This is a genomic window from Nostoc sp. FACHB-892, from assembly GCF_014698795.1.
Lineage (GTDB): Bacteria > Cyanobacteriota > Cyanobacteriia > Cyanobacteriales > Nostocaceae > Nostoc.
In genome coordinates, this window is the sequence record NZ_JACJTR010000009.1 from 225,726 (window position 1) to 248,784 (window position 23,059).

The 23,059-nt window shown below is 41.4% G+C and carries 17 protein-coding genes and 1 pseudogene; 10 read left to right on the forward strand and 8 right to left on the reverse strand.

Going from position 1 to position 23,059, the window contains the following annotated elements:
- Positions 1-81 precede the first annotated feature (81 nt).
- A complete protein-coding gene (locus H6G96_RS15095; RefSeq protein ID WP_190912213.1) occupies positions 82-1,041 on the reverse strand; it encodes an NAD-dependent epimerase/dehydratase family protein in 960 nt (319 codons plus the stop codon).
- Between the two features lie 614 nt (positions 1,042-1,655).
- Between H6G96_RS15095 and purD the strand changes: the two genes are divergently transcribed.
- The 5 genes and pseudogenes from purD to H6G96_RS15120 all read left to right on the forward strand — a co-directional run bounded on the left by purD (position 1,656) and on the right by H6G96_RS15120 (position 6,321).
- Complete coding sequence (gene purD / locus H6G96_RS15100; RefSeq protein ID WP_190912214.1) at positions 1,656-2,957, forward strand: phosphoribosylamine--glycine ligase; 1,302 nt, start codon at positions 1,656-1,658, stop codon at positions 2,955-2,957.
- Between the two features lie 76 nt (positions 2,958-3,033).
- Positions 3,034-3,378: a XisI protein gene (locus H6G96_RS15105; RefSeq protein WP_190912215.1), complete on the forward strand. Its 345-nt coding sequence runs from the start codon at positions 3,034-3,036 to the stop codon at positions 3,376-3,378.
- 339 nt (positions 3,379-3,717) lie between these two features.
- The gene (gene nblS, locus H6G96_RS15110) at positions 3,718-5,664 is read left to right on the forward strand and encodes a two-component system sensor histidine kinase NblS (protein ID WP_190912216.1); all 1,947 of its coding nucleotides are present in this window, start codon (positions 3,718-3,720) and stop codon (positions 5,662-5,664) included.
- Between the two features lie 163 nt (positions 5,665-5,827).
- Positions 5,828-6,073 carry a hypothetical protein gene (locus tag H6G96_RS15115; RefSeq protein ID WP_190727335.1) on the forward strand — a complete coding sequence of 82 codons (246 nt, stop codon included), beginning with the start codon at positions 5,828-5,830 and terminating at the stop codon, positions 6,071-6,073.
- Positions 6,063-6,321: pseudogene (locus tag H6G96_RS15120) on the forward strand (hypothetical protein). Before H6G96_RS15115 ends, H6G96_RS15120 begins: the two are co-directional and overlap by 11 nt.
- Before the next feature lie 140 nt (positions 6,322-6,461).
- Here the strand turns inward: H6G96_RS15120 and H6G96_RS15125 are convergent.
- Complete coding sequence (locus H6G96_RS15125; protein WP_190912217.1) at positions 6,462-6,833, reverse strand: zinc ribbon domain-containing protein; 372 nt, start codon at positions 6,831-6,833, stop codon at positions 6,462-6,464.
- Positions 6,834-7,092: 259 nt separating this feature from the next.
- Here H6G96_RS15125 and H6G96_RS15130 point away from each other — a divergent pair, with 259 nt between their 5' ends.
- Positions 7,093-8,457 carry an AAA family ATPase gene (locus H6G96_RS15130; protein ID WP_190912218.1) on the forward strand — a complete coding sequence of 455 codons (1,365 nt, stop codon included), beginning with the start codon at positions 7,093-7,095 and terminating at the stop codon, positions 8,455-8,457.
- On the forward strand, positions 8,457-9,197 hold the full coding sequence (locus tag H6G96_RS15135) for a hypothetical protein (protein ID WP_190912219.1): 741 nt from the start codon (positions 8,457-8,459) through the stop codon (positions 9,195-9,197). Before H6G96_RS15130 ends, H6G96_RS15135 begins: the two co-directional genes overlap by 1 nt.
- A 120-nt stretch (positions 9,198-9,317) precedes the next feature.
- Here H6G96_RS15135 and H6G96_RS15140 read toward each other — a convergent pair whose 3' ends face one another.
- Complete coding sequence (locus tag H6G96_RS15140) at positions 9,318-10,265, reverse strand: glycosyltransferase (RefSeq protein WP_190912220.1); 948 nt, start codon at positions 10,263-10,265, stop codon at positions 9,318-9,320.
- A 400-nt stretch (positions 10,266-10,665) separates the two neighbouring features.
- On the opposite strand from H6G96_RS15140, the gene fni reads away from it, so the two are divergent.
- The 3 genes from fni to H6G96_RS15155 all read left to right on the forward strand — a co-directional run bounded on the left by fni (position 10,666) and on the right by H6G96_RS15155 (position 14,954).
- On the forward strand, positions 10,666-11,715 hold the full coding sequence (gene fni, locus H6G96_RS15145) for a type 2 isopentenyl-diphosphate Delta-isomerase (protein ID WP_190912221.1): 1,050 nt from the start codon (positions 10,666-10,668) through the stop codon (positions 11,713-11,715).
- An 89-nt stretch (positions 11,716-11,804) separates the two neighbouring features.
- Complete coding sequence (gene sppA, locus H6G96_RS15150) at positions 11,805-13,640, forward strand: signal peptide peptidase SppA (RefSeq protein ID WP_190912222.1); 1,836 nt, start codon at positions 11,805-11,807, stop codon at positions 13,638-13,640.
- Between the two features lie 96 nt (positions 13,641-13,736).
- On the forward strand, positions 13,737-14,954 hold the full coding sequence (locus tag H6G96_RS15155) for a M20 family metallopeptidase (protein WP_190912223.1): 1,218 nt from the start codon (positions 13,737-13,739) through the stop codon (positions 14,952-14,954).
- Between the two features lie 205 nt (positions 14,955-15,159).
- Here H6G96_RS15155 and H6G96_RS15160 read toward each other — a convergent pair whose 3' ends face one another.
- From H6G96_RS15160 to devC, 5 genes are all read right to left on the reverse strand, one after another.
- On the reverse strand, positions 15,160-15,795 hold the full coding sequence (locus tag H6G96_RS15160; protein WP_190912224.1) for a serine/threonine-protein kinase: 636 nt from the start codon (positions 15,793-15,795) through the stop codon (positions 15,160-15,162).
- A gap of 437 nt (positions 15,796-16,232) precedes the next feature.
- On the reverse strand, positions 16,233-19,868 hold the full coding sequence (gene nifJ, locus H6G96_RS15165) for a pyruvate:ferredoxin (flavodoxin) oxidoreductase (RefSeq protein ID WP_190912225.1): 3,636 nt from the start codon (positions 19,866-19,868) through the stop codon (positions 16,233-16,235).
- A 316-nt stretch (positions 19,869-20,184) separates the two neighbouring features.
- On the reverse strand, positions 20,185-21,042 hold the full coding sequence (locus tag H6G96_RS15170; RefSeq protein ID WP_190912226.1) for a nucleotidyltransferase domain-containing protein: 858 nt from the start codon (positions 21,040-21,042) through the stop codon (positions 20,185-20,187).
- 26 nt (positions 21,043-21,068) lie between these two features.
- Positions 21,069-21,821 carry a DevA family ABC transporter ATP-binding protein gene (locus tag H6G96_RS15175; RefSeq protein WP_190912227.1) on the reverse strand — a complete coding sequence of 251 codons (753 nt, stop codon included), beginning with the start codon at positions 21,819-21,821 and terminating at the stop codon, positions 21,069-21,071.
- Between the two features lie 61 nt (positions 21,822-21,882).
- On the reverse strand, positions 21,883-23,049 hold the full coding sequence (gene devC / locus H6G96_RS15180; RefSeq protein WP_190912228.1) for an ABC transporter permease DevC: 1,167 nt from the start codon (positions 23,047-23,049) through the stop codon (positions 21,883-21,885).
- Positions 23,050-23,059: the final 10 nt, after the last annotated feature.

Here is a 23,059-nt window from a genome sequence, read left to right on the forward strand (position 1 = left end):
CTGTTTCATAATTTTAGTGAATTGGTATAAGAGCAAGACTTTTCAAAAGTGAAGGTTAAGAAGATGAGGGGATGAGGAAAATTAAGAGGGTAGGGAATACAAAGATTTCACCCACTCCCATTCCTGTATCAAACCTTCTCTCAAGGAAACTTGCGGCCGATATCCAAGAATTTTCTTGGCTTTAGATACATCAGCAGCCGTGTGGCGCGCGTCTCCCATCGCTTTTTCTATGTGGTTTCTTTTGATTGGTTTTCCAACAATTTCTTCAATCGTATCCAAGACTTCTGCCAAAACCACCCTGCTACCGCCACCAATATTAAAGATTTCTCCGACTGCTTCAGGTGCGATCGCGGCAGCTAAATTAGCGGCGATAATATCACTAACAAACGTAAATTCCCGCGTTTGCTGGCCATCGCCGTAAATAGGAATCGCTTCATCCTGTAAAATCGATTTAAAGAACTTATGAAATGCCATATCTGGGCGCTGTTTGGGGCCATAGACTGTAAAATACCGCAGTGCCACACAGGGCACGCCAAAGTTTTTGTGATACAGCTCACACAAAAACTCTGCTGCTAGCTTCGTAATGCCATAAGGAGAAACTGGTTGAGGACAAATGCCCTCGTGGGTAGGTAAGGTTTCTGCATCACCATATACACTTGATGAAGAGGCAAACACTAACCTTTTCAAGTGTTTAGCATCCTTAGCTGCTTCTAGCAAAACTTGTGTAGCGTTAATATTTCGTTCTGTATAACCTCGAAAAGCTTTACCCCAACTTGCTCTTACCCCTGCTTGTGCCGCTTGATGGTAAACTACATCTACATCTTTTAGGAGTTTCTGCCAATCCAAAAACTGAATATCTCCTTCAATTAATGTAAAACTAGGCAACTGATGTAAGGGTGCAACATTCTTACGCTTTAACATAGGATCGTAGTAATCATTGAATTCATCAATCCCAATTACTTCTTCTCCTTGTTGCAGCAATGTTTCTGCAAGATGAGAACCAATAAAACCGGCGGCTCCAGTAACGATAATTTTAGCCATGTTGCCTATTTTGTTATATCCTGATTAATTTCTATATTCACAAGTTAATAATTATAATCAATAATTCGTTCTTAATTGAGGATTTCTTTAATTGATTGTTATAGTGTTTTTAATATGACAAATAATTAAAAAAATTATTTTTGCTTAAGAAACATGGTTAAATAAATTAACTAATTGCTAACGATATAAATCGTAAAATTACTAATTAATGAAATTTAAGTTTTATAAGAAATACAGTTAAAATTCAATAGCTGAAACAGGTATAGCGGTTCTTATTCAGATGCGGTACAAGATTACATTGCAAGGTGTAGGGGCACGGCAGTGCCGTGCCCTTACGGGTGTACCTCACATAAACGAGAACCGCTATAGCAGATCAAATTAAGCTCATCCCACCGATAAAAGGGGATGGAATTTCAAGCTGAATGTTGACTGTTAACCGTCAACCGTGAACGGTCAAGGGCATCGGGGCATCTCTTATCCCATCTTTAAAAAGAGTGGATTTTCCCGATGCCTTTTTATCAGAGGCTTGCACAAGTGTGAGAATTGATGAAAAAATTGATCCGCGAGAACCGAATTAGGTATTCTCGTTTTGCAAGAAACTCACGAGGAAATCAGTGAAAGTTTTAGTTGTAGGTAATGGGGGGCGCGAACATGCTCTGGCATGGAAGCTGTTGCAATCTAAGCAAATTGAGCAAGTTGTCTGTGTACCAGGGAATGGGGGCACAGCAAGTATGGAACGTTGCCAGAACTTGCCCCTAGCAGTCGATGATTTTGAGGGCATGAGCCGATATGCTCTAGAAAATGGCATAACTCTAGTGATAGTTGGGCCAGAAGTGCCTTTGGCAAAGGGAATCACAGATTACCTCCAAGACAAAGGATTGATGGTATTTGGGCCAGTTAGAGCGGGAGCGCAAATTGAGGCGAGTAAAGCTTGGGCAAAAGCTTTGATGCAAGAAGCAGGGATTCCGACGGCACGGGCTGCGGTATTTACGCAGGCGGCAGCAGCAAAATCTTATGTCAAATCTCAGGGAGCGCCAATTGTCGTCAAAGCTGATGGCTTGGCGGCTGGTAAGGGCGTAACGGTAGCTGAAACAGTTGCACAGGCAGAAAGTGCCGTTGATGCGATTTTTCAAGGACAATTTGGTAGTGCTGGTGAATTTGTTGTCATTGAAGAATGTTTAATTGGGCAAGAGGTATCAGTTTTAGCGTTAACAGATGGGTTAACGATTCGCCCCCTGTTGCCAGCTCAAGACCATAAGCGGATTGGTGAGGGCGATACGGGCGAAAATACTGGTGGCATGGGAGCATACAGCCCAGCACCTATAGCTACGCCAGAGTTGATGGCACGCATTCAAAGAGAAGTATTAGAAAGAGCGATCGCAACCTTACGAGCTAAAGGCATTGATTACCGAGGCGTATTGTATGCTGGATTAATGATTGCACCCGATGGAGACTTGAAGGTTTTAGAATTCAACTGTCGCTTTGGCGATCCCGAAACCCAGGTAATTTTGCCACTATTAGAAACACCCCTAGAAGACTTGATTCTAGCCTGTGTACAACAGCGATTAAGTGAATTCCCGCCCATTGCTTGGAAAGGGGGAGCATCTGCCACTGTAGTTGCAGCTTCAGGTGGTTATCCCGGAGAATATAATAAAGGCCAAGTCATTACTGGCATTGGTGAAGCAGAGGCAACAGGAGCAACTGTATTTCATGCAGGTACAAAATTGAACCAGCAACAACAAGTAGTAACAGATGGGGGTCGAGTATTAAATGTGACTGGAATCGGAGAAAATTTTGAGCAAGCGATCGCCCAAGCCTACGCAGGGATCAAACATATTCAGTTTGATGGGATATATTACCGGAGAGATATTGGGCATAGAGCGGTGAGTGCCAAGCAGGGGGAACAAACGCCATAAGCAATCCAAATGCAGCCTGATGTAGGCTTTAAAGCTGTACTGATTTTCATTACAGCTGCAAGGCTGACTTAATACTATGGATAAATTAACAGAGTATCCCAAGATAATTAAGCGTATCCTGACAGAGTATGTAGAACTATGTAACCGTCGTCCTAACCAAGACATGGAAACATTTTTGATTATCGATGACTCAAAGGGTCATTATATTTGGATGAACCTTGGTTGGCAAAATGGCGAACGCATTACTGGTATGACTGTCTACGTTCGGATTCGAGATCGCAAATTCTGGATCGAGGAAGATTGGACTGAAAATGGTATCGCAACTGACTTAGTTCGTGCAGGTGTTGCTAAGGAAGATATAGTGTTGGCATTCCATGAGCCTAAGATGCGGCAGTACACAGATTTTGCAGTAGCATCGTAGCGGTGGCGCGTCGGTTTGAATATCTTAGTGCTGAGTTCAAGTTTATTAGCAACCGCTAACCTGAGCCGGACAACTAGTTCAAAATCACGACAGGTTGGATTTTTGTTAGACTGCTCATCTGTGCGTAACCAATAGTCACAAAATGGGTTTTAACGCGTTCATCGTCAACTGGAGATTAACAAGGATAGCTGAAATGAGGTAAATTCGTTAAGACTACCTTATAAGAATATCTCCTGCACTTTTTTTCCCATCTCTCTCCCCTAACATGTTTGTCAAATTAACTGTTAATTTTTTAGTTGTTGGGCTTTATAACAAAGACTACTAACAACTTTATTTAAGATGCTAACTCTGTTAAAAACAATTCGACATGCGATCGCTGCTTGGTGGTCAGAGTTTACCCTCCAGACCAAACTATTGGCTGTGGCCACAATGGTAGTTTCATTGGTAATGAGTGGTCTGACCTTTTGGGCTGTGAATACAATTCAGCAGGATGCGCGGATGAATGACACCCGCTTCGGTCGTGACTTGGGGCTGCTACTTGCTGCCAACGTTGCCCCCCTAGTCGCTGACAATAATCTCACTGAGGTTGCCCAATTTTCTCAACGCTTCTACAGCAGCACCTCTAGTGTGCGTTATATGCTCTACGCTGATGAAACCGGGGAAATCTTTTTTGGGATTCCTTTTTGGGAAGCCGAGGTAGAAAACTCCCTCACCATTAAACGGCGAATCCAACTGCCAGAAGATTACCCTGGTGATGGGGAAAAGCCGATGGTGCGGCAACATACAACCCCAGATGGGACAGTCACCGATGTGTTTATTCCCTTGATCGTCAATAACAAATACTTAGGTGTATTAGCGATCGGTATCAACCCCAATCAGACTGCTGTCATCTCTACTAATTTTACCCGCGATGTCACCATCGCCGTTTTTATCACAATTTGGGTAATGGTGATTTTGGCAGGAGTGATTAACGCTTTGACCATCACTAAGCCGATTAAAGAACTGCTGGTGGGGGTAAAGCAAATTTCTACCGGGAATTTCAAGCAGCGTATTGATTTACCCTTGGGGGGCGAACTGGGGGAATTAATTTTAAGCTTTAATGAAATGGGAGAGCGATTAGAACGCTATGAAGAACAGAATATTGAAGAACTGACCGCAGAAAAAGCCAAGCTAGAAACTCTAGTTTCAACGATCGCAGATGGTGCTGTGTTGATTGATAATAATATGCAAGTGATTTTAGTCAACCCTACAGCAAAGCGGATTTTTGGCTGGGAAACCACCGATGTGGTAGGCTGCAATGTCTTGCATCACTTGCCGCCATCGGTACAAATAGAAATCACTCGCCCTTTGTACGAAATGGCAGCAGGCGAATGCGAAAGCGCCGAATTCCGAATTTTTATTAACCAACCTGCCCCGCGAACGATCCGTATTCTTTTAACGACAGTACTCAATGTGCAAAGGGAAAGCATCAAAGGTATTGCGATTACTGTCCAAGATATAACCCGTGAGGTGGAACTAAACGAGGCAAAAAGCCAATTTATCAGCAACGTTTCTCACGAACTGCGAACGCCTCTATTTAACATCAAAACTTATATTGAAACCCTGCACGACTACGGCGAAGACTTAGCTTTGCAAGAACGGCAAGAGTTTCTGCAAACTGTGAACCATGAAACCGATCGCTTAACTCGCCTAGTCAACGATGTTTTAGATTTGTCAAAACTCGAATCTGGTCGCAACTACAGCTTCGATGGCGTAGATTTAGCCCAAGCGATCGAGCAAACACTGCGTACTTACCAACTGAATGCTAAAGATAAAGGTGTTGAACTTGTTCAAGAAGTTGCTCCTAATTTGCCCCTGGTAATGGGTAATTATGATCTGTTAGTACAAGTGTTTGGCAACCTGATTGGTAATGCCCTTAAATTTACAAAAGCCGGTGGTAAAGTGGCAATCCGCGCTTACCAACTAGATTTCAAGCCCAATCACAGCCAATATCCTCCAGTGCGGATTGAAATTTCTGATACTGGAATTGGCATTGCCACAGAAGATCAACACGCAATTTTTGAACGCTTCTTTCGCGTAGAAAACCGAGTTCATACCCTAGAAGGTACGGGTTTAGGTTTATCGATTGTCAGAAATATCATCGACAGACATCGTAGTAAAGTCCATCTGGTGAGTGAAGTTGGTATAGGCACCACTTTTTGGTTCGACTTAGCCGCCTTTGAGGAAAAAGCGCCAGTGATACAAGTTGAACCTATTGCCGAAGAACCCAAAATTACCATAGTTTAAAGATTGCAGCAGCATCCAAAATCATCACAGCCTGAAGATTAGGGATTGGGCATGGTTTGTTATTTTTGACCATTTCCTATAGTGGCGATTTTGGATGAAGCGTTTAAGGGGATTGCTGCACTAGACTATAAGTAGGTTGAATTGACTTACACTATCATTATCTATGAAAGCAATTGAAACCACAGCGACAATTAATGAGAGTGGACAACTTACGCTCGATAAATCACTGGGATTCATCAAACCACAGCGTGTTCGTGTTATCGTCTTACTTTCCGAAGATGACGAAACCGATCCTGATGAAACACCTACAGAAGTTGTTATAGAAGGTATTCGCCAAGGTTTACACGAAGCTTTAACTGGACAAACTCTTCCCCTCTCAGAAATGTGGTCAGGTATCGATGCAGAGTGAACCATCGCCAATCCAGATCGCTCTTACACCTCGTTTCAAAAGGGATCTTCGAGAACTTGCATAGCAACATTCAAAAAGGAAAAAGTGGAGGCTATCGAGTCATTTATTATCTGAAAACTGATCAGGGAATTATACTCACTACAATTTATTCCAAATCCGATATTTCAGATGTTAGTAATGAAACAATTGAAGAAGCAATCGCGCAATACGAGCAAGAAATTCAAATAGCCGATAATTCAGATGCATAAACCCGGATTTCTCACAAGCAATAAAAAATAAATTTCAATTTAGCTGGGGAGACAATTGAAATATAAAATCGGAACTATTTTAGGTCTATATTAAACTCAACACAAAAGCGTTATATTCACCACTCCCCAGAAAACCCAAATCAAGGTCTTAATATAACGAACAATAAACAGACCAATAATAGACCTAATAACAATAGCAAACCCTGATTGCGTTTTACCCAACTTTTCACAGTTACTGCAAAACCCTTAGTGTAACGCTGCTGTTCTAACTCTAACTTTGTCTCTTCAATATTTTGGTAGAGGGTACAGTCTTTGGCGTAGGGACGCTGGGGAAAATTGCAAGTATCATCAGCATGATAAGTGCAAGTGTCGCATAGATACCCGTCCCCAGTGGCGCGATGCAATGGAATACCGGGATGACCGTAAGCTTTGAGTGTCGTCCGGCAATAGGGACAACTAATAGCTTGACTATCAACGAGTTGATGGCAGTGGGGACAAGATACAGTAGCCAAAACCTTTAGCGCAAATAGGTAAACACTTTGATTCTATCCATTTACAAAAATAATGGGGAAATATATGCGTAGCCTGTTAATTTTGAATATGCCTAACTCTCAAAATTGGCTATTTTATCAGTAAAAGTACTAATTTTATGATGATTTTTTATATCTTTCTAAGTGATTTATATCACTCAACATAATTAAGGCTATGCCATAATCTAGCAAATATCAGGTTTTGTCTCAAGTCCAATAATTATTTAGAGGTAGAAAAATATTGCCTTTTAATCCTGAGCTGTGCCGTAACGAAAGCGAAGTTGAAAGCAAACTCATAGTGCAATATTTGCTACCACAGCTTGGTTATACTCCTGACACCTGGCATCAAGAGGTTGCCGTTGGTAGCATTCGCTTAGATTTTTTAGCATTTGCCGCACAAGTGATTCCTTTTGTCTTAGATGCCAATTCGCCGTTGAGTGTCGTCATGGAGGCAAAGCATCCCAAACAAAACTTAAATAATCATGTCCCCCGACTCAGACATTATTTAACCAGCTTGAATGTCAGATATGGATTGTTGACTAATGGCAAAGAGATTAGAATTTATCAAAAAGTGCAACATGATATTCAGCTATTATTTCAGTGTCCTGGAAAGGAAGTTGAAACGAGGATAGAGGAAATTAAAGGTTTAATTGCTAGGGAAAGTTTCACAAATAAGCAATCTAAAGATAATTTTGAAATTCAAGTACATGAAAATAATTCAGTTATAGAAATCAAGAGAGAACATTCAATGAAGATAATTGCAGTTTATCATAACAAAGGCGGCGTTGGTAAGACAACAACAGTAGTTAACCTAGCTGCTGCTATTAGAAAAAAGGGTAAAAGAGTTTTAGTAATTGATTTTGATAGCCAAGCTAATACTACATTTGCCACAGGATTAGTCAAATTTGATGATGAAGAATTTGATGACATCAAGGATTCTAATCTTCTTCAAGTATTACAATCTGAAGAATTTTATCCTATTTCAGAAGTAGCCAGAAAATCTAATTTCTGCAATCCTGAGATTGATGTTGTTCCAGCACACATCAATTTGATGAGAAATGAAACTGATTTAAATGCTCTTGAGGGTAGTAGACTGGTACTTATTGACAAGTTAGAATATGTAAAAGATAAATATGATGTTGTCCTTATAGATACTCCACCATCACTAAATCTGTATGCGAGAATTGCTTTAATTACCTCTGATTATCTTATTATTCCATCTGATCTTAAACCTTTTGCAAACCAAGGATTAACAAACGTTAAAGAGTTTATTAAAGGCATTAATACATTTAGAAAACAAATCAGAAAACCTCCTCTTGAAACTTTAGGTGTCCTTGCTTGTAAAATATCTACTAACAATCAATTTGTGAAACATACTTTACCTAAAAGGCTAGAAGCAATTCCAAAACGGTATGATCTTCAAGTCATGGATACAGTAATTTATGATAGAGATGATCTAGCGAAATGTGCTGAGAAATCTCTGATTATAGGAGATATGGAGGTAGCTGATCCCATATCTGTACTTGATTTTAAGCCAGATTCAATTGCTGCACAAGAATTTGAGTTATTAGCAATAGAAGTTTTACAAAAAATAGGATTAGATTAATGAAATTATCTACTTCACTTGTGGCTGTCAAGAAAATTACCTCTAGCAAGCCTCGTTCAAATTTTGTAGATGATGAACTAGAACAAGCTGCTCACTTAATTTTAGAGTCTGAAGGAGTTGTTAACCCTATTGTAGTCCGCAGAACAGGTTTGCAATCTTTTGAAGTAGTCGATGGAGACTTTGAGTATTATGCTGCGGCTAGAGCTAGAGAAATAGATACTCGGAAAGGAGAGATGATTGGAGTATTTATAATTGAGTCGGAAAATGAGGAAATTCTAACAAAGCAAGTTGAATTATTTAGAAAATCAAAAGCATTTCTTCCGAACAATGGAACTGCTAGTTCAGATAGTATTGAATCCCGTTTAATAAATATGGAATCACGGTCTAGCAACACTGAGTCTCGCGTAACAAACTTTGAATCACGTTTTGAAAACCGCACTCTTGAATTACAGACAGAGTTTAGGCTTGAAATTAAAAATATTAATGACAGACTCAAGGAAATTGAAAACCGAATTCCAAAGCCAATGGAACCATTGGAGGCACTTAATACCTTGGGTGTATCTGAGCTTACCTCTAAATTAAGGCGGGTTGGTATAAATATTAAAATAATTGAAAAAATAATCAGTGAGCGTGACAATGGGAAATTCAAATCTTTTATCAATGTCGTAGATCGGATCAAAGGCTTAGGTGACAAAACAATGTTAAAGATTATCGACAGTTTTGCAAACGGTACAGTCTGACTTTATTCTATAAAGTTGAAATTGGTGGCTAATATGGACAGTCTGGAATCTAAAATTATTGAAATTTTAAAACATGGCACTCCCATAAAGGCAGTAAAAATTTGCACAATGTGCCAATGTCTAACCACGCACCTGTCGCAGTGCATTAAACGCTTTACCCCGCAACCCAACTGGTAACAGCGATAAACTTAAACCAGTCCAAGCTTTAGCAGCCGAAAAAGACTGTCCCGCTAAAACTAGCTCTCTGCCTTTGTGTGTTTCACCCTTTTCAATTAAACGCAAACCTAATAATAATTGCGTTTCAGTTAGACGATTTTTCCTGATTGTCTCTATTTTCTCAGACTCAAACTTATAACTTTCTAAATATTGCATTTTATCAAACAAATAAGGAATGGCTCTATTGATACCTTGCTGTTCTGCATGGTTGCGATATTCCATCAATAATTCTGGCAAATAATAGCCCTTTTTTCCAGCCAAAGCCAGACGTACAAATAAATCATTATCCTCACAATTTTGCAGATTTGGCTGCATATATCCTAATTCTTGCAAAGTTTTACGACGGAATAATGTCGCCCCAACTTGAAAGCTTTGGTTAATAAATACAACTTCCAATAAATTATCTACAATACCTGCTGGTAAATTATTTCTACCCCAGCGATGAGAATTTTCTTGAGTTTTTACCTCATCCCGCACATTGTTAATATCAATTATCCAATGGTCTGTACCAACAAAATCAATGCTAGAATCTTGAGCAAGAATAGCTGCGGTATTTGCAAGAAAATCGGGTGTTAGCCGATCATCGTCATCAAATTTCATAAAATATTCACCACTAGCTGCATCAAAGCCAGAGCGCATATTATTACTTTTACCAATATTTTGCAGATGACGGATATATTTAATCCGGTGATCTGTGTACTGTGACATCAACTCAGGTGTGCGATCGCTAGAACCGTCATCACAAACAATTAGCTCAAAGTCTTGCTCAGACTGGTTGAGTACACTGTCAATGGCATAAGGAAGGAGATTAACACGATTAAAAGTCGGAATGGAAACAGTAATTTTAGGCATATTACTAATTTAGAAAACACAGTAAACAGGAATTTTATATTAGTTTTTAATTGAATCAATCGCTAACTAAGCTATATTTGTTAGATATATTTTTGAAGTTTATTCATTGTCTTATTTAACAATTTATTAGCTTTTGCAATTATAGCGGTCTTAACTCAGGGCAAGTGTAATGCTATTTTGCTTAGTTGGAATGATAATAACATTACCCGTTGTTTGTCTGCATTGGTAAAATCCGTGCTTTGCGATCGCTTCTGCCAAGCTTACAAAAAGGAGGAATGCTTCTGTTATCAATAGGGTACGTTACCCTATTGATAGGCAAAAGAAATATTTTTGTTATAAAAAGATTAGTTACATACAATGTAACAATAGCGATCGCAAATACTTTTAGCCATATCCACCAGTGAACGCCCCTACCAATATCTCTGCACAAACTCAAAATCGTAAAGCCGATCATATTCGGATCTGTTTAGAGGAAGATGTTCAGTCTCATCAAATCACCAATGGACTAGAACGTTATCGTTTTACCCATTCTTGTTTACCCGAACTAAACCATAACGATATTGATCTCAGTACAACTTTCCTGGGGAAACACCTTGGCGCACCCTTGTTAATTTCTTCCATGACTGGAGGAACAGAACAAGCCGCAATGATTAACCGCCGTTTGGCGCAAGTCGCGCAACACTACAAAATTGCAATGGGTGTTGGTTCCCAACGGGTAGCGGTAGAAAAACCCCAGGTTGCTGATACTTTTGCTGTCCGCAAATATGCCCCAGATGTTCTGCTATTTGCGAACTTGGGCGCTGTGCAACTTAACTACAAGTACGGCTTAGATGAATGTTTGCGGGTAGTTGATATCCTAGAGGCCGATGCCCTGATTTTACACATTAACCCTCTACAAGAGTGCATTCAACCCAAAGGTGATACTAATTTTCAAGGATTGCTTGACAAAATATCTAAATTATGCGCCGAAATATCAATACCAGTGATTGCGAAGGAAGTTGGTAACGGTATTTCAGCAGCGATCGCCAACAAACTCATTGCCGCCGGGGTAGCAGCAATTGATGTCGCTGGTGCGGGGGGTACTTCTTGGGCAAAAGTAGAAAGTGAACGGGCAGAAAATGCTTTGCAACGTCGCTTAGGAAGGACATTTGCTGATTGGGGTTTACCGACAGCAGAGTGCATTACAACTATTAGAGCGATCGCTCCAGATGTGCCCTTAATTGCTTCGGGAGGTTTGCGTCATGGATTGGATGTCGCAGCCGCGATCGCCTTGGGAGCAGATATAGCGGGTTTAGCCATGCCTTTTTTGCAAGCAGCAGCAATATCAGAAACAGCAGTTTCTGAACTGGCTGAAGTATTAATCGCCGAAATTGCTACGGTATTGTTCTGTACAGGCAACCCTACGTTATATCAGTTAAAGCACTCTGGTAGTTTACAGCGCATAGAATAGTTAAATAGGTCATTGGTTATTAGTCATTAGTCCTTTGTCAATGCCCAATGCCCAATGCCCAATCCCCAATAACTAATAACTAATAACTAATGCGTAATTTTATCAAACAAACTTTTGCTAGTTTAATTGGCACATTACTAGGACTAATTATTTTCGGTGGTCTGGGAACAACTGGACTGTTTTTGCTGATAATGGCTGCTAGCTCTTCTAAAGATACTGGGCCAAACGTGAAAGATAAGTCAATGCTGGTTTTTGACTTGTCGATGAAAATTACTGATAGCGAACCTAGTTCAAGTGAACTGTTTCAAAACACGATATCAGGTGTAGATGAAGATAGGATGGCACTCCGCAAAGTTGTGGAAACTTTAGAAAAGGCGCGACGCGATCCGCGAATTGTTGGGATCTACATGGATGCAACAAAAACAAGCCAAGCTAGTAACGTCGGCTATGCCTCCCTTAAAGAAATTCGGAAAGCCTTGGAAGAGTTTCGTGCTGCTGGGAAAAAGATTGTGGCCTACGGCAGTGACTGGAGTGAAAAGGAATATTACGTTAGCTCAGTGGCAGATTCCATTGTACTCAATCCTCTAGGAATGATGGAAGTCAACGGTTTGAGTTCACAACCGATATTCTTAGCGGGAGCATTACAGAAATATGGCATTGGTGTTCAAGTCGTGCGGGTAGGGAAATTTAAAGGAGCCGTTGAACCGCTTCTGCTCACAAAGTTGAGTCCAGAAAACCGCGAACAAACTCAGAAATTGTTAAATGATGTTTGGGGAGAGTGGCGCACTACTGTAGGCGCAAGTCGGAAAATTGAACCTAACCAGTTGCAAGCGATCGCAGATAATCAGGCGCTACTAGAAGCCACACAAGCCAAAACCAACGGTTTAATTGATCGAGTAGCATACCCAGATGAAGTGGTGACTGACCTCAAAAAATTAACAGATAGCAATAAAGACGACAAAACATTCCGACAAATTAGCCTGAATAGCTACGCACAAGTTCCCGGCAAATCTTTAGGTGTAGAACGTAGCTCAAAAAATCAAATTGCTGTTGTTTATGCTGAGGGTGATATTGTCGATGGTAAAGGTGATGTTGGTGAAGTAGGAGGCGAACGGTTTGCCAAAATCTTCAACCGACTGCGGCAAGATAAGGATGTGAAAGCTGTTGTATTACGGATTAATAGTCCTGGTGGTAGCGCTACAGCATCTGAAGTTATGCAGCGAGAATTAAAATTAACTCGTCAGGCAAAACCAGTTGTAGTGTCAATGGGTGATGTCGCCGCCTCTGGTGGTTACTGGATTGCTAGTGACTCAAACCGAATTTTTGCCGAACCAAATACTATTACAGGTTCAATAGGTGTGTTTGGGGTACTATTTAATGGTGAAAAGCTGGCCAATGATAATGGCATCACTTGGGATTCGGTGAAAACTGGAACCTATGCTGATACTCAAACAGTTTCGCGTCCGAAATCGTCCCAAGAGTTGGCACTTTATCAGCGCAGTGTTAACCGGATTTATAATATGTTCCTGAATAAAGTTTCTCAAGGTCGCAAACTCCCAGAACAAAGAGTAGCAGAAATTGCCCAAGGACGGGTTTGGTCGGGTGTGGCGGCCAAAGAAATTGGTTTGGTAGATGAAATTGGTGGTTTGAATACTGCGATCGCCTATGCTGTCAAGGAGGCGAAATTAGGAGAAGACTGGGAAGTGCAAGAATATCCTCGCACTAGCAGCTTTGGAGAACGCTTTTTTGGGCGTGTAACTGAAGAGGTGCAGACTGCTTTAGGAATTGAGGGGGCAAAACTCAAACAATCCAATCCCCTCACCACTGAATTTCAGAAATTGCAACAGGAAGTAGAAATTCTGCAAAAGATGAACGATCCACAGGGAATTTATGCCCGCTTGCCTTTCAACTTGAAGATTGAGTAGATGCTTTTTTGAGCTTCTCTCATCTTCCACTGAAGGGAGTCTGTCTTAACCTACAGACTGTCCTTCATACAATTTTATACTAACGACACGTACATTATGGTTTCTACCTTTCCCAATCCCTCTTCTGTTGATCTATCTCGCATTCGGCTTTCAATCCGCTCATTGCAACCACAATTAGTAGAGTGGCGGCGGCGATTGCATCAGCAACCAGAGTTGGGTTTTCAAGAAAAACTAACTGCTGAGTTTGTCTCACAAAAGCTGCAAGAATGGGGAATTGACCACCAAACTGGCATTGCCCACACAGGGATTGTTGCCACCATCAAGGGTAACAAACTAGGTGCAGAGAAAGTTTTAGCGATTCGGGCAGATATGGATGCTTTGCCAATCCAAGAACTTAACGAAGTGCCGTACAAATCGCAGCATGATGGAGTGATGCACGCTTGTGGACATGATGGACATACAGCGATCGCTTTAGGTACAGCTTATTATCTCCAACAGCATCGCCAAGACTTTTCCGGTACAGTGAAAATTATCTTTCAGCCAGCTGAAGAATCACCAGGAGGCGCAAAGCCGATGATTGAAGCTGGTGTGCTGAAAAATCCTGATGTTGACGCGATTATTGGTTTGCACTTGTGGAATAATTTACCCTTGGGAACAGTTGGTGTGCGCGCTGGGGCGTTGATGGCAGCTGTGGAATGCTTTAACTGCACAATTTTAGGCAAAGGTGGACACGGCGCATTACCCCATCAAACTGTGGATTCGGTTGTAGTTGCTGCCCAAATCGTAAATGCCTTGCAAACCATTGTCGCTCGGAATGTTAATCCCATTGATTCGGCTGTGGTGACAGTCGGCGAACTTCATGCTGGAACCAAGCGGAATGTGATTGCTGATACAGCGAGAATGAGTGCTACTGTTAGGTATTTTAATCCTAGTTTGAAGGGCTTTTTCAACCAGCGTGTCGAGCAGATTATTGCTGGAATTTGTCAAAGTCATGGTGCGAGTTATGACTTAGAATACTGGTCACTTTATCCACCAGTAATTAATGATATGAAGATGGCAGAATTGGTGCGGACTGTAGCAGAAGAAGTGGTAGAAACGCCATTGGGTATTGTGCCAGAATGCCAAACAATGGCTGCTGAAGATATGTCATTCTTCTTGCAAGAGGTTCCTGGTTGCTATTTCTTTTTAGGTTCTGCGAATCCAGAGAAAGACTTGGCGTATCCCCATCATCATCCCCGGTTTGATTTTGACGAAACGGCGTTGGGAATGGGTGTGGAAATATTTGTAAGATGCGTGGAGAAGTTTTTTAGTTGAGCGGGTGAAAATTAGCTGTTTGTAATCAAGCTAAATTTACTTGAATTTTTATGAAAAATAACTATATAAAAAACCGGAGTTTTTACCTCCGGCTTTATCACTTTATGGTTGTTCAACACCTGAAATTAATTACTTTCCTGCCCATCTAACCAAATAAATAAATCATCTATAGATGAAATTCTCAAAAGCACCCTTCCTAATGCTTCTAGCTTGCCGCAAGAGAATAAATATCAGTCCAAGGTTTACGTCGTGCTTGTTGTCTAGGAGAGTTGGAATACAGTTCAATTGGTGTAAATTTGTCAACTAAGTTACCGCGACTTGACACTGGGTTATCAACAAATCTTCGTGCTAAGTCGAAGTTTATCAAAACAACCTGATGCGTACCCGCCCGCAAAATCATATTTTCAGGTTTCACATCTCGATGTAAAAATCCTTGTTCATGCACTACGATGAGTGCTTCCCCTATTTGCTGGATGTAGTTTAGGGCTTCTTTTTCAGGGAGAAATCCTCGTGGTTGGACAATCTTGGCTAAATTATCTCCTTGAATATACTCCATGACCATGCATTTTAAATCGTTTTCCTCAAAGGTATCAATGACTTGGACAATATTCGGATGTTTGCATATTGCTAGTTTACGGGATTCATCTGCAAAACCTGATTTTAAGCGATCGCGGTCTTCGTTACTTAATTGATTCAGCAAATTGGAATCCAATGTTTTAATCACAACTTCTTTGCGATCCCGATCCTCAGCAAGATAAGTAATAGCGAAGTTCCCCTGTCCTAACTGTTGCTTAATTTCATACCGATCGCGGTGTAACTTCTGTCCAGATGCCCAAGTCATTGGTTGATTGTCTCAGAGAGTTATATTAATTTTTGCATATAGCCATTCTCCTGTGAATGCGATGCCTACGGTGGGCTACGCTTACGCACCTGGAAAATGTGTGTTATGAAACAATACGCTTGGGAGTAGTTAAAGTCAGCGATTGCATCTACATCAACAGCAGTCACGGCAAAGGGAGCATTGGTATTGTAAAGGAATCTGTCTGCGTTAGTAACGCAGATAACGACTTTAGTAACCAAAAAGGTAATTTTGTAACGAAAATTCTAATCTTTGTAACTAAAATAATGATTTTAGTAACCAAAATGATTATTTTATAATGAAAATTCTAATGTTTGTAACAAAAATAATGGTTTTAGTAACCAAAATGGTATTTTGTAGTGAGAATTGCGACTTGAGTTACTAAAGTCGCAATGTTTATCGAAAATCAGGGTTTATCTTCAGAGAATATCGCGCTTTGCCAGATATTGGTACATCTGCCAACGTGTATCTACTTCAGCTTGCGCTTGTTCTAACAAGTGCTTGGCAACATCGGGTTTGCTCTTGGTAAGCATTTTGAAGCGATTTTCTTGATACATCGAATGTTCTACAGATTGCGTAGGCGATCGCATATCCAATTGCAATGGATTTTTACCCTGGAGGAGCAATTCTGGATTATGCCGATACAGCAACCAACGACCTGATTCTACCAGAGTTTTCTGATGATTCATCCCTGTGGTCATATTGATGCCGTGGGCTATGCAATGGCTGTAAGCAATAATTATTGATGGCCCATCATAAGCCTCTGCTTCCAAAAATGCTTTGAGAGTATGTTCATCTCTAGCACCAAGGGCTACACTCGCTACGTAGACATTTCCGTAAGTCATGGCAATCATCCCTAAGTCTTTCTTTGGTGCAGGCTTACCACTGGCGGCATATTTAGCAACTGCGGCTCGTGGCGTAGCTTTAGAAGATTGACCGCCTGTATTAGAATACACTTCTGTATCCATTATTAATATGTTCACATTTCGACCACTAGCAATTACATGATCGATGCCGCCAAAGTCAATATCATAAGCCCAACCGTCACCGCCAACAATCCAGACGCTTTTTCTCACTAAGTAATCGGCAAGGGATTTGAGATTTTGGATTTTAGATTTTAGATTAGGATCGAAAGTTACGATTTCATCTAACTTCTGCTGCAAAAGTTCTATTCTTTCGCGCTGTTCCCAAATGTCAGCCTCAGATTTTTGTTCAGCTTTGAGAATAGATTGAACTAAATCCTCAGAAACTATTTCCCCATTCCCTATTCCCCATTCCCCACTCCCTAACTGCTGCAACAATTCCGCCGCAAACTCAGCTTGTTTGTCGAGGGAGAGACGGAAGCCAAAACCGAATTCGGCGTTATCTTCAAATAGATTATTAGACCATGCCGGGCCGCGTCCTTCGGCGTTGGTTGTCCAAGGTGTTGTGGGGAGATTTCCTCCATAAATTGAGGAACAACCTGTAGCATTGGCGATGACGGCGCGATCGCCAAACAATTGTGTTAATAATTTTAGATAAGGTGTTTCACCACAACCCGCACAAGCACCAGAGAATTCAAATAAAGGTTCTTGCAGTTGTTGTTGGCGAATCTGGTTTAATTTTAGCGATCGCCTGTCAGGATTAGGTAAACTCAAAAAGAAATCCCAGTTTTTTCGCTCTTCTTCCCGCAATGGCAACTGCTGTGCCATGTTAATCGCTTTCCGTAATGGCTCAGATTTATCTTTAGCAGGGCAAATATTTACACAAATAGTGCATCCTGTGCAATCTTCTGGGGCAACTTGAATGGTAAATTTTTGATTGGCAAAGTCTTTATCTTTTGCACCAGTTGATTTGAAGGTTTCTGGTGCATTGACTAACTCATCCGCTTGATAAGCCTTTGCACGAATAGCACTATGGGGACAAACCATCACGCACTTACCACATTGAACGCAGACATCCGGCTCCCACACAGGTATCTCTTCGGCAACGTTACGTTTTTCCCACTTGGCAGTACCTACGGGAAATGTGCCATCAACGGGTAGTGTGCTAACAGGTAAATCATCACCTTCCCAAATCATGATTTTGCCCAGAACTTCTTGCACAAATTTGGGAGCGGAGTTAAGTGAGGAGTTAGGAGTTAGGAGTGAGGAGTTAGAAGTTAGGATTGTTTGGGGGACATCTACTTTATGCAAGTTGTCTAGAGTGTTGTCTACGGCTTGCAAGTTCATGCGGACGACTTCTGCGCCTTTTTTACCATAGGTTTTTTCAATCGCTTGTTTGATTTTAGCGATCGCTTCTTCTTGCGGCAAGACACCCGCTAGAGCAAAGAAGCATACTTGCATAATAGTGTTAATTCTGCCACCCATGCCACTGTCACGGGCAACCTGGCTAGCATTAATCACATATAATTTCAAATGCTTATCGATAATTTGCTGCTGCACCTTCAAAGGCAAATATTTCCAGACGCTATCTGCATCATAAGGACTGTTAAGCAGCAAAGTCGCCCCAGGAATAGCAGCCTTCAAAATATCTATGCGTTCTAGAAATCCCCAGTGATGACACCCAATAAAGTTGGCTTGGTCAATCAAGTAAGTAGAGCGAATTGGTTTTGGCCCAAAGCGTAGGTGAGAGACGGTTATTGAGCCAGATTTCTTGGAGTCAAAGACAAAGTAGCCTTGGGCGTAATTGTCGGTTTCTTCACCAATAATCTTGATGGAGTTTTTGTTAGCCCCAACAGTACCATCAGCACCTAACCCATAAAACATTGCCCTAACAACATTATCCGATTCTGTAGAGAAATTAGGGTCAAAGCTCAAGGAAGTATGACTAACGTCATCATTGATTCCGATAGTAAAGTGATTTTTCGGTTTAGCTTGAGCAAGGTTATCAAAAATGCCCTTCACCATCGCCGGAGTAAACTCTTTAGAAGAAAGACCATAACGACCACCAATAATTTTAGGGTATGAGAAAGTATTTTCTCCCCCTGCCTCCCCTGCTCCCCCTGCTCTCTTATCTCCCCACGTCTCATGGATAGCAGCTACGACATCCAAATACAAAGGCTCCCCAGCGCTACCTGCTTCTTTGGTGCGATCAAGAACTGCGATCGCCTTTACACTAGTTGGTAATACTGCAACAAACTTTTGGACATCAAAGGGGCGGTAAAGTCGCACTTTGACTACACCAAGTTTTTCACCACGGGCGTTAAGGTAATCTACTGTTTCATGGACGGTTTCACAACCTGAACCCATCAGAACAATAACGCGATCGGCATCATTAGCGCCGTAATATTCATAGATTTGATAATGCCTTCCTGTGCGTTCTCCAAATTCATCCATGATGCGCTGGACAATTTCTGGACAAGCGTTGTAGTAAGGGTTCGCACCTTCACGCCCTTGGAAGTAGACATCGGGGTTTTGGGCAGTACCCCGCAATACGGGACGATCTGGGGTCAGCGCACGGCTACGGTGGGCGAGTATAAGGTTATCGTGGATGAGCGATCGCAAATCATCATCGGACAGCAATTTGACTTTCTGCACTTCATGCGAAGTACGGAAACCGTCAAAGAAATGCATAAACGAGACTCGCGTCTCTAGGGTAGCAGCATGGGCAATGAGAGCAAAATCTTGACTTTCCTGCACGGAAGCGGAACACAGCAGGGCAAAACCAGTTGCACGAGCCGCCATCACATCGCTATGATCACCAAAAATTGATAACGCATGAGTAGCTAAGGAACGGGCAGCAACGTGAACCACAGCGCTAGTCAGTTCACCAGCAATTTTGTAGAAGTTGGGTATCATCAACAATAATCCCTGAGATGCCGTGAAGGTGGTACTCAGGGAACCTGTTTGCAATGCTCCATGCACAGCACCAGCCGCTCCGCCTTCGCTCTGCATCTGCACGACGCTGGGAATAGTACCCCAAAGGTTGGGACGACCTTCTGCTGACCAAGCATCTGCCCATTCACCCATTGCTGAAGAGGGGGTGATGGGATAAATGGCAATCACTTCATTTAATTTGTAAGCAACACGGGCAACAGCCTCATTCCCGTCGATGGTTGCAAAGGTTTTGTTCATAATATGATTTTTGTCCCCACCTCTAAGCTGCATTATCAGAACATGTGAATATAAGAATCAGAAATAGCCAGTACTAGAAAGTAAGTGTATTATCTGCATTAAAAATTTCACGGTAGGATTTACTCTGTGTTTAAAGGATATGTTGATACCTTTAGGCTTTTAAATTAACTTTCAATCAATACTGCATCTATTAATATCTCATTCGCAATACTGCATCTATTAATATGTATTAATAATGTACTCAATGACCAAAGTCCTTGTTTGAAAAGACTTTTAGATAATTTATTCTTTTTTGTGGGGTACAGGGACGGGAATATTACATTGCTAATCGCCGATTTCCATACCATTGACTCAAATCATCCTCAATCGCCTCAAGAATCGCGATCGCCTCAGTTATTGATTTTGCATCGGCAGCTAAAAGTGCAAACGCTTGCTCAACCCGTTGTTGATAGTCCTGCGGACAAATAGCGAACTTCTTAGCGACTGCGACCGCCCCCTTTTCATTCAACAGGTAATCTTCATTGAGTGCGAATAAAACTTGATTCATACACGCGACACTGCGGAAACAACAACCTGCTGCGTAAACAACATCATCGCGTGCAATCGCCTTTTTTGCGACCAACAGCGAGAAACTTATTTCCCAGGCGAAAGTATCAATAGTTGCCTGTTTCAGCCCAACGGGATACGGTTTTGTTTTTACCTTCAAAGCTTCTAAAACACTATTAGGATCGTAAAGTACCTGACAAAGAGCAATTTCTCCCATATAAATAGACGACACAAATCCATGAGGATGTCCTGGTTGATAATCAATAGCAATGCGTCCTATATGGCAATCATCAATCACACGATTTACCTTCACCAAATCGCGATAGAGAAAATCCACACCTACACCTTGAACCTTTAGCCAACCACCACCGTTAATCCACTTTCCCCATTCCCCGATCGCAGTAATCAAATTTACACGATGGTTATCATCAAGCTCACAGGCCAGTCGATTTAGAGCAATTAAATCGGGCGGGTTTTCTGGATTGTAATAAATTCCCAAATCCACATCTGACTTGCTAGTATGGTTGCCCCGTGCCCGTGAACCACCCAGTGCGATCGCTGTAATTCCCTCAATTGACTGCAAACTTGAAACAATATGGCTGATGAACTGAGGCAATTCTTTATTCATAGATTTTTGCAAATTACGAATTAGTATTACTTGCTTGTTGTGATAGAATCTACGCCATCTGTCTTCAACTGACCATCTTCCATATAAATGATGCGATCGGCAATATCGAGGATGCGGTTATCGTGGGTAACTAGCAAAATCGTACATCCTTGTTCTTTGGCCAGCTTCTGCATTATTTCCACGACATCACGCCCAGATTTTTTGTCGAGTGCAGCAGTGGGTTCATCTGCTAAGACAATCTTAGGATGGCTAACTAAAGCACGAGCGATCGCTACTCGTTGCTTTTGCCCTCCAGATAGTTTTTCTGGGTAATAATCTACACGATCTGCTAAACCGACAGTTTCCAAAATAGCGATCGCTTTGGCATCGATATCCTGATTCAGAAAATCCTCATGCAACTCTAAGGACATCCGCACATTTTCTCTTGCTGTCAAAAAAGTCATCAAGTTATGCGCCTGGAAAATATAGCCAATCTGGCGGCGAAGTTTAGTTAATTGCAGCTTTTTAGCGCCACGAATTTCCTCCCCTAAGATTTTGAGACTACCTTCTTGAGCAGAACGCAATCCACCCATTAAGGTTAACAAGGTAGTTTTCCCCGAACCAGAGGGGCCAGTCATAATAACAATTTCCCCAGCCTTAATCTCCAAATTAATGTTGAATAATACTTGTTTGCGAAGCGCACCTTCACCAAAATAGTGATTGAGGTTACTGATAGAAATCACAGATTCTAAAACAGAAAGTGTTGAGTTGGAATTTTCTGGCAGAGATTTTTGCAACATAGGATTTTATAAAGCATTGGTTATGGGAAAATAATTTTTGTAGAGACGCGATTCAGCGCGCCTAAAAAACATCTGCAGGGTCAGCAGATCGTAACTTCCGCATTGCGATCGCTCCAGAAACACTACACATAATCACGGTCAAAATCCAAACCTTAATCGCCCGATCCATTTTCATGAAAATAGGAAGCATTGTCGCAGCGTATGTGACTTGATACAACCCAAAAGAAAGAATGAATCCAGGCAGAAAACCTAAGATAGCCAATAACAATGCTTCTTGAATTAGAACTCCCAAAAGATAGTTATCGGTGTATCCCATTGCTTTGAGAGTGGCATATTCTGGCAAGTGATCGGAAACATCAGAGTAAAGGATTTGGTAAACAATCACGATACCAACAATAAACCCGACTGCTGTACCCAAACCGAAAATAAAACCAATGCCAGTACCGGCTTCCCAGTAAGTTCTCTCCACTTTGGCAAACTCTTCTGGAGTGAGGACTCTGACATCTTTCGGTAGTCCATTAACAAGTTGCGATCGCACTTTTTCAGCATCGGCATCTGGTTTAAGCGTGATTAACCCAACTTCGATGCGATCGGGTTTACGTTCTGGAAATAGCTGGAGAAAAGTCGAGTCACTAGTGATCACATTACCATCGGCTGCAAAGGAAGCACCATCAGTAAACAAGCCCTTCACAAGGACGGCTTTACTATTGAGTTCCGTGTCAAATTTGCCTGTATTCTTAAAGATATCGGCAACCGCACCGTATTCTGGACGACCTGCCTGGTCAAACAGAACTTGATACAACTGTTTAAGATGCTCCTGATTTTGCTTAATTTCGGACGATTTGAATGCTGATTTTGCCGGATCTACACCCCAAACTAAAATGGCACGCTCAAGACGTGTTTCAGGATTTCGCCACTGTCCAGTACTGATGTAGACAGAATTAACTGACTGAACACCTTCATAAGCTAATGTTTGATATAGTCGCTCTCTGGAAAAGTTTTTTACCGAAAATAAAGTTTGAAATTGGGGATTAATTAAAACTAAATCTGCTTGTAAATTGCGATGAGGTTTCACAGCAGCATCAAAAAGCGCACTTTCAAATCCCAACTGGATAAACATTAGTATATCGGCAAAGGCAATACCAGCGACTGCAACAGCCAGACGGGTTTTTTCTTTCATTAACTGCCGCCATGCTAGCGGCGTTTTGCGAAAAAGTTTAGAAAACATATTGAAAAAA

Coding starts and splice junctions, on each gene's coding strand:
- H6G96_RS15095 (WP_190912213.1), bottom strand. CDS start 1,041: ATGGCTAAAATTATCGTTACTGGAGCCGCCGGTTTTATTGGTTCTCAT.
- H6G96_RS15105 (WP_190912215.1), top strand. CDS start 3,034: ATGGATAAATTAACAGAGTATCCCAAGATAATTAAGCGTATCCTGACA.
- nblS (WP_190912216.1), top strand. CDS start 3,718: ATGCTAACTCTGTTAAAAACAATTCGACATGCGATCGCTGCTTGGTGG.
- H6G96_RS15115 (WP_190727335.1), top strand. CDS start 5,828: ATGAAAGCAATTGAAACCACAGCGACAATTAATGAGAGTGGACAACTT.
- H6G96_RS15135 (WP_190912219.1), top strand. CDS start 8,457: ATGAAATTATCTACTTCACTTGTGGCTGTCAAGAAAATTACCTCTAGC.
- H6G96_RS15140 (WP_190912220.1), bottom strand. CDS start 10,265: ATGCCTAAAATTACTGTTTCCATTCCGACTTTTAATCGTGTTAATCTC.
- sppA (WP_190912222.1), top strand. CDS start 11,805: ATGCGTAATTTTATCAAACAAACTTTTGCTAGTTTAATTGGCACATTA.
- H6G96_RS15155 (WP_190912223.1), top strand. CDS start 13,737: ATGGTTTCTACCTTTCCCAATCCCTCTTCTGTTGATCTATCTCGCATT.
- H6G96_RS15160 (WP_190912224.1), bottom strand. CDS start 15,795: ATGACTTGGGCATCTGGACAGAAGTTACACCGCGATCGGTATGAAATT.
- nifJ (WP_190912225.1), bottom strand. CDS start 19,868: ATGAACAAAACCTTTGCAACCATCGACGGGAATGAGGCTGTTGCCCGT.
- H6G96_RS15170 (WP_190912226.1), bottom strand. CDS start 21,042: ATGAATAAAGAATTGCCTCAGTTCATCAGCCATATTGTTTCAAGTTTG.
- H6G96_RS15175 (WP_190912227.1), bottom strand. CDS start 21,821: ATGTTGCAAAAATCTCTGCCAGAAAATTCCAACTCAACACTTTCTGTT.
- devC (WP_190912228.1), bottom strand. CDS start 23,049: ATGTTTTCTAAACTTTTTCGCAAAACGCCGCTAGCATGGCGGCAGTTA.